This is a genomic window from Pseudomonas sp. NPDC086112 (assembly GCF_044746425.1).
In the GTDB taxonomy this organism is placed as follows: Bacteria; Pseudomonadota; Gammaproteobacteria; order Pseudomonadales; family Pseudomonadaceae; genus Aquipseudomonas.
The window spans coordinates 66,329-72,721 of sequence record NZ_JBIVCD010000034.1 but is presented as its reverse complement, the minus strand read 5'-3'; the positions used below and the strand labels follow the sequence as shown (position 1 = coordinate 72,721).

7 protein-coding genes are annotated in these 6,393 nt (G+C 59.4%); 2 read left to right on the top strand and 5 right to left on the bottom strand.

From position 1 onward, the window contains the following. Positions 1-314, bottom strand: a 314-nt coding sequence (locus ACIPLA_RS21305) for an RNA pyrophosphohydrolase (RefSeq protein WP_401175666.1), incomplete at its 3' end; no start/stop codon positions are given. Positions 315-457: 143 nt separating this feature from the next. Between ACIPLA_RS21305 and ACIPLA_RS21300 the strand changes: the two genes are divergently transcribed. Next, a complete protein-coding gene (locus ACIPLA_RS21300; RefSeq protein WP_192344950.1) occupies positions 458-1,114 on the top strand; it encodes an HAD family phosphatase in 657 nt (218 codons plus the stop codon). 118 nt (positions 1,115-1,232) lie between these two features. Here ACIPLA_RS21300 and ACIPLA_RS21295 read toward each other — a convergent pair whose 3' ends face one another. After that, positions 1,233-1,661, bottom strand: a complete 429-nt coding sequence (locus ACIPLA_RS21295; protein WP_218395336.1) for a DUF2269 domain-containing protein — start codon at positions 1,659-1,661, stop codon at positions 1,233-1,235. 39 nt (positions 1,662-1,700) lie between these two features. Further along, positions 1,701-3,215 carry a threonine ammonia-lyase, biosynthetic gene (gene ilvA / locus ACIPLA_RS21290; protein ID WP_401175663.1) on the bottom strand — a complete coding sequence of 505 codons (1,515 nt, stop codon included), beginning with the start codon at positions 3,213-3,215 and terminating at the stop codon, positions 1,701-1,703. Positions 3,216-3,490: 275 nt separating this feature from the next. On the opposite strand from ilvA, the gene rpiA reads away from it, so the two are divergent. Continuing rightward, positions 3,491-4,165: a ribose-5-phosphate isomerase RpiA gene (rpiA, locus tag ACIPLA_RS21285; protein WP_192344952.1), complete on the top strand. Its 675-nt coding sequence runs from the start codon at positions 3,491-3,493 to the stop codon at positions 4,163-4,165. 126 nt (positions 4,166-4,291) lie between these two features. Here the strand turns inward: rpiA and ACIPLA_RS21280 are convergent, their stop codons facing one another. Together ACIPLA_RS21280 and ACIPLA_RS21275 are read right to left on the bottom strand one after the other, a co-directional pair. After that, on the bottom strand, positions 4,292-5,209 hold the full coding sequence (locus ACIPLA_RS21280; RefSeq protein WP_401175660.1) for an SdiA-regulated domain-containing protein: 918 nt from the start codon (positions 5,207-5,209) through the stop codon (positions 4,292-4,294). A 97-nt stretch (positions 5,210-5,306) separates the two neighbouring features. Next, positions 5,307-6,236, bottom strand: a complete 930-nt coding sequence (locus tag ACIPLA_RS21275; RefSeq protein ID WP_218395338.1) for an SdiA-regulated domain-containing protein — start codon at positions 6,234-6,236, stop codon at positions 5,307-5,309. Positions 6,237-6,393 lie beyond the last annotated feature (157 nt).

The following is a 6,393-nucleotide window of genomic DNA, read 5'->3' as shown; positions in this document are numbered from 1 at the left end:
ATCAGGCGCAGGAGAAACCATTTCTGCTTCTGGCCGATGCACAGCGGTTGGCTGTGCGTCCTGACCAGACGTTGCGGCAAACGATAGCGCAACCAGCCCCGGGTGCAGGCGAGTATTTCAACATCTTCGCGCTCCAGGCCCACTTCTTCGTTCAACTCGCGGTACAAGGCGTCTTCCGGCGTCTCCTGGGGATTGATCCCTCCCTGTGGAAACTGCCAGGCATCTTGATTGATACGGCGAGCCCATAGCACCTGGCCGGCATCATTCGTCAGAATGATCCCGACATTGGGGCGGAAACCATCGGGGTCGATCACGGCAACAACCTCGCAAACGCATGTCGTCGCATTGTTCCACAAAGGTTGTGAAAGCAGCAACGAGCCGACCTACCTTATGTGCACTCTTGTGAAAAGTCCGTATTCTGGACACCTTTCTACAGACTTTTCAGCGAGTAACTGTAATGCGGCTGGCTTTATTCGACTTGGACAACACGCTTCTGGGCGGTGACAGTGACCACGCCTGGGGCGATTATCTGTGCGAACGCGGTTTCCTCGACGCCGTCGCCTACAAGGCACGCAACGACGAGTTCTATCAGGACTACCTGGCCGGCAAGCTGGATAACGACGCGTACCTGAACTTCTGCCTCGAAGTTCTCGGTCGCACCGAGATGGCCACGCTGGATCAATGGCACCTGGACTACATGCGCGACTGCATCGAACCGATCGTACTGCCCAAGGGTATCGAACTGCTGGCCAAGCACCGTGAGGCCGGCGACAAACTGGTGATCATCACCGCCACCAACCGCTTTGTGACCGGGCCGATTGCAGCACGTTTAGGCGTTGAAACCCTGATCGCCACCGAATGCGAAATGATCGACGGCCGTTACACCGGGCGCAGCACTGATGTCCCGTGCTTCCGTGAAGGCAAGGTGACCCGGTTGAATCGTTGGCTCGAAGAGACTGGCCACAATCTGGAAGACAGCTATTTCTACAGCGATTCGATGAATGACTTGTCGTTGCTGGAACAGGTGGCGAATCCGATTGCTGTTGATCCGGACGTGAATCTGCGGGCCGAGGCCGAGAAGCGGGGTTGGCCGGTGATTAGCCTGCGCGACTGATTAAGCCTGTAGCAGCTGCCGAGGTACGAGGCTGCGTTGCGGTCCGCAGGACCGCCCTTTGGGGCCGCTTCGCAGCCCATCGCAGCCTCGTACCTCGGCAGCTGCTACAGATTCCGCGCTATACCGGCTTGGCCCCCATCAACCCCGCAATGGCAATAAAGCAAACCAAGCTGAACAGCGCCAACGCAAACGTAAACTTCCCATTCCCTCCCGCGGGCGCCTTGCGCAGCCGATTCAGCCGCACCACCAGCCAGAACCAGCCCAACGCCGCCACGGTGTAGAGCACACTGGAAGCCAGCAGCCAGGTCTGCCCCAACGGCCAGCCCACCAGATGCACCATCCACCAACCGGTGAACGGCATGCTCAGCAGTGCCAGGCCCATCAATAGCCAGATGAACACAAGCGGTCGTTGCAAGGTACGAGTGTGAGCGCTTGCGTCGCCGTTACGGCGGGCGCGCCAGACCCAGATCGCCAACCCCAGTGCGCTGATCAACAGCAACACCGTCGCCACGCCATGAGCGATTTTGAGGGCGGTTAACGTTTCCATTGTTCGATTTCCTTATGGCCTGCCGATCAGCGTAGCCGCTCAGCCGAGAAACAGCTGATAGGCCGGGTTGTCGCTTTCGTCCCAGTACGGGTAGCCGATTTCTTCCAGCGCGGCCGGTACCAGATGACGCTCTTCGTGCGGCACTTGCAGGCCCGCGACTACACGGCCATCGGCCGCGCCGTGGTTGCGGTAGTGGAACATCGAAATGTTCCAGCGCCCGCCGAGCTTGTTGAGGAAGTTGAACAACGCACCCGGACGCTCCGGGAACTCGAAGCGCAGCACCACTTCATCGACCACCTGGGCGGCGCGCCCACCAACCATATGGCGAATGTGCAACTTGGCCAGTTCGTTGTCGGTCAGGTCGAGCACCGGGAAACCCTGCTCGGTGAGACTGGCGAGCAGCGCACTGCGCGGGTCGTTTTCCGGATGCGTCTGCACGCCGACGAAGATGTGCGCTTCGCTGCCGGTGTTGTAGCGGTAGTTGAATTCGGTGATCTGGCGCTTGCCGATGGCTTCGCAGAACGCCTTGAAGCTGCCCGGCTTCTCGGGGATGGTCACGGCGATGATGGCTTCGCGACCCTCGCCCAATTCAGCGCGTTCGGCCACGTGGCGCAAGCGGTCGAAGTTGACGTTGGCGCCGGAATCGATGGCCACGAAGGTGTGGCCGGTGACACCGCGTTGCTCGACATACTTCTTGATCCCGGCCACGCCCAAGGCGCCGGCAGGTTCAGTGATCGAGCGGGTATCGTCGTAGATATCCTTGATTGCCGCGCAGATTTCATCGGTGCTGACGGTGATTACTTCATCGACATAGTCTTTGCAAATGTCGAAGGTGTGCTGACCAATCTGCGCCACCGCGACGCCGTCGGCGAAGAGGCCCACGGTCGGCAGGATCACGCGTTCACCAGCGGCCATGGCGGCTTGCAGGCAGTTGGAGTCGTCCGGCTCGACGCCGATGATCTTGATTTCAGGCCGCAGGTACTTCACGTATGCCGCGATCCCGGCGATCAGTCCGCCACCGCCCACCGGGACGAAGATTGCGTCCAGACGGCCAGGGTGCTGGCGCAGAATCTCCATGGCCACCGTGCCCTGCCCGGCAATGGTGTGAGGATCGTCGTAGGGGTGAATGTAGACGTAGCCTTTTTCGTCGACCAGTTTCAGCGAGTAGGCCAGGGCTTCCGGGAACGAATCCCCGTGCAGCACCACTTTACCGCCACGCGAGCGCACACCTTCGACCTTGATTTCCGGGGTGGTCTTGGGCATCACGATGGTCGCTTTCACGCCCAGAACCTTGGCCGCCAGGGCCAGGCCTTGCGCATGGTTGCCCGCCGACGCGGTGACCACGCCGCGAGCGCGCTCTTCATCGCTCAGCTGCGTCAGCTTGTTATAGGCGCCGCGAATCTTGAACGAGAACACCGGCTGCAAGTCTTCACGCTTGAGCCAGATATCGTTGCCCAGCCGCTCGGAGAGCTGGCGGGCAGTCTGCAATGGGGTTTCTACGGCAACGTCATAAACGCGCGAGGTGAGGATCTTTTTGACGTACTGTTCGAGCATCGGAAAGCATCACTGAGCGGGTTGGGCAGGGCCAAGGAGTCTAACCCGGCTTTTGGGCGGGCGACCACACTTGTAGGAGCGAGGCTTGCCCGCGAAAGCGATCTTACTGCCAAATTTATGCTGGATGTGATGACCTCTTCGCGGGCAAGCCTCGCTCCTACAGTTAATCAATTGTCTGGCGTGCGCATTTGACCCGCCAATCGGGCAATGACCTTCCCCATCGCGAGGCCTATAATGCCGGCCTTTCGTCCCTTCTTCGGCACTTCGGAGCCCGCATGACCCAGGATCAACTCAAACAGGCAGTGGCTCAGGCCGCCGTCGACTTCATCCTTCCAAAACTCGACGACAAGAGCATCGTCGGGGTCGGCACCGGCTCCACCGCCAATTGCTTCATCGATGCCCTGGCCAAGCACAAAGGCGCGTTCGATGGCGCGGTCGCCAGCTCCGAAGCCACCGCCGCCCGCCTCAAAGGCCACGGCATTCCGGTGTATGAGCTCAATACCGTCAGCGACTTGGAGTTCTACGTCGACGGCGCCGATGAAAGCGACGAGCACCTGCACCTGATCAAGGGCGGCGGCGCAGCCCTGACCCGCGAGAAGATTGTTGCGGCCGTGGCCAAGACCTTCATCTGCATCGCCGACGCCAGCAAACTGGTGCCGGTGCTTGGTGCGTTCCCGCTGCCGGTGGAAGTGATCCCGATGGCCCGCAGCCACGTGGCCCGCCAACTGGTGAAGCTCGGCGGCGACCCGGTTTACCGTGAAGGCGTGCTGACCGACAACGGCAACATCATCCTCGACGTGTTCAACATGCAGATCACCAACCCGGTGGAGCTGGAAACACAGATCAATGCCATCGTCGGCGTGGTCACCAACGGCTTGTTCGCAGCCCGCCCGGCTGATTTGCTGCTGCTGGGGACGAGCGAAGGCGTGAAAACCCTGCGCGCCGAGTAAGCCAAACACAAAACCTCTGTAGGAGCGAAGCTTGCTCGCGAAGGCGGCGTATCAGTCGACATCTCTACTGACAGATGCGCCGCCTTCGCGAGCAAGCTTCGCTCCTACAGGGGGTACGGGTGCTGGTCAGGGTTGCGGTGGTTTTTTGAAGACGTAGAACAGATTTGGCTCGCTGACGAGGTACAAGGTGCCGTCATCGTCCATGGCGATGCCTTCCGCTTGCGGCACAGTCTTCTGCAACCCCTGACGCCCCTTGCTCAGTGACAGGGTGGTCAGCGGTCGCCCGTCAACGTCCAGCTCCAGAATCAGTCGCGATTCATCGGACAGCGCCAGCAGATGGCCGCTACGCTCATCGTATTGCAGGCTCGACAGGTCTCGCACGAACATCCCGGCATCGCGCTTGGGGTTGTTCACCACATGCACCGCGTAGGACTTCTCCGGGTTGTAGTGCGGGAAGCCCTGCACTTCGTAGATCAGCATCGGGTCGCGCTCCTTGGCGACGAACAAGCGCTTGCCCACCGAGTCATAGGCCAACCCTTCGAAACCCTTATTGCCACGCATGTGCACGCCGAGGGTGATCTGTTCAGCGTCGGCGGCATCAAGGAACGTCGTGTCCGCCTCCAGATGAATCTTGATCAACCGTTGCTGGCGCTCGTCGGTGACCACGTAAGTGTCAGCGCTGATGAACTCCACCGCCTCCGGGTCGCCAAACCCGATCAGTGCCACACGCCGCAGGATTTTGCCTTCCAGGGACAATTCGATCAGTTCGGCATTTTTGTTGGTAACCGTGAACAGGCTTTTGCGCACGGGATCGAAGGTCAGCGCCGAAACATCGTCATCCAGACCGTCAATGACTTGCGCCTCGATCGTTACCTGATATTGATCCAGGCCAATCGACTGGGCATTCATCGGCTGCCATAACGTCTGCACATTGAACCAGGTGCGCTCGAACAGGCGCAGGTACTGGCCGACGGCAACCAGCATGATCAGCGCAATGACCGACAGGATCAGTATCAGGGGTTTGGGACGGGCAAGTCGGCGCATTCAGGCGGGCTCGGAAACAAGACGGGCGGATGAAATACCACGGCAGTATGAATTCAAGCTTAATGGCCAATGGCCTTTGACGACAATTGCCGAACTCCTACGGTTGTTTTTCGAAGCGATAGAACAGGTTCGGCTCACTTACCATGTACAACGTGCCCGCTTCGTCCATGGTCACGCCTTCGGCACGGGGAATGGTTTTTTTCAGACCATTGAAACCACCCAGCAGAGTCATGAAACTGACCTGCTCGCCTTTTTCGTCCAATTCCAGCAACAAGTGAGAGTCGGCGGACAGCACCAGGGTGTGGCCAGTGCGCGGATCGATGGCCAGGGCCGACAGGTTGCGGATATCCAGTTCGTCGCTGGACAGCTTTTGCTTGTCGCCCTTGAGGATTTGGCTGCCATCGCTTTTCCAGCTGAACAGCGCCGGCGGACGCTCTTCACCCAGCAATAGTTGCTGGTTGCGCGCATCCCAAACGATCGCCTCGAAGGCCTTGTTCTGGTTTTTCGACGGGCCCAGGTCGTATTTCGGGAAACTGGCGATATTCAGTTCGCGAGTATCGGCATCGACCTTGACGATGGAAAGCAGGTGTTTGCGCTCATCGGTAATCGCCAGTAAACCGTTGCCCATGACCGCCACCGCTTCCGGGTTGCCCCAACCCACCAGCGGCATCTTGCGCAACACATCGCCCTGCAACGTCAGCTCGACCAGGAACGGGTTCTTGCCCATCACCGCAAACAGGGTTTTGGTCTGCGGGTCATAAGAAACATCTGACGCTTCGTCCTTCTCCATGCCCGGCAGCAACTTGGCGTCGATCACCGCCCGGTAATCCGGCAGCCAGATACTCTCTTTTCGCTCGGCCGGGCTTTCGAAACGCTCCATCACCCAGAGCACGCCGCGATCATCCCAGTGCATCGCAAACACGAGGCCATATACGGCAACCGACACCAGCAAAAGCCAGGAATACCAACGCATGACAAAGCGCGAGCGGCGGGCAGTTTTCAGCTTGGACAGCGGTTGGGTGGCCATGCAGGGATGCGTTCCAGAAATTCAGGCTATGGGTAATAGCACATTGGGACTGGCTCAGACGCCAGAAGCCCCGGAATTATCCGGACAACATGTGAAAAAAACGGGAAATGGCGGGATTGCCCTTTGCGGGCAGATGCGATTCCCAGGAAGGATCACA

What these genes read in the sequence shown, in the direction of transcription:
- ACIPLA_RS21280 (WP_401175660.1), bottom strand. Translation starts at nt 5,209, where the DNA reads ATGCGCCGACTTGCCCGTCCCAAACCCCTGATACTGATCCTGTCGGTC.
- ACIPLA_RS21275 (WP_218395338.1), bottom strand. Translation starts at nt 6,236, where the DNA reads ATGGCCACCCAACCGCTGTCCAAGCTGAAAACTGCCCGCCGCTCGCGC.
- ACIPLA_RS21300 (WP_192344950.1), top strand. Translation starts at nt 458, where the DNA reads ATGCGGCTGGCTTTATTCGACTTGGACAACACGCTTCTGGGCGGTGAC.
- ilvA (WP_401175663.1), bottom strand. Translation starts at nt 3,215, where the DNA reads ATGCTCGAACAGTACGTCAAAAAGATCCTCACCTCGCGCGTTTATGAC.
- rpiA (WP_192344952.1), top strand. Translation starts at nt 3,491, where the DNA reads ATGACCCAGGATCAACTCAAACAGGCAGTGGCTCAGGCCGCCGTCGAC.
- ACIPLA_RS21295 (WP_218395336.1), bottom strand. Translation starts at nt 1,661, where the DNA reads ATGGAAACGTTAACCGCCCTCAAAATCGCTCATGGCGTGGCGACGGTG.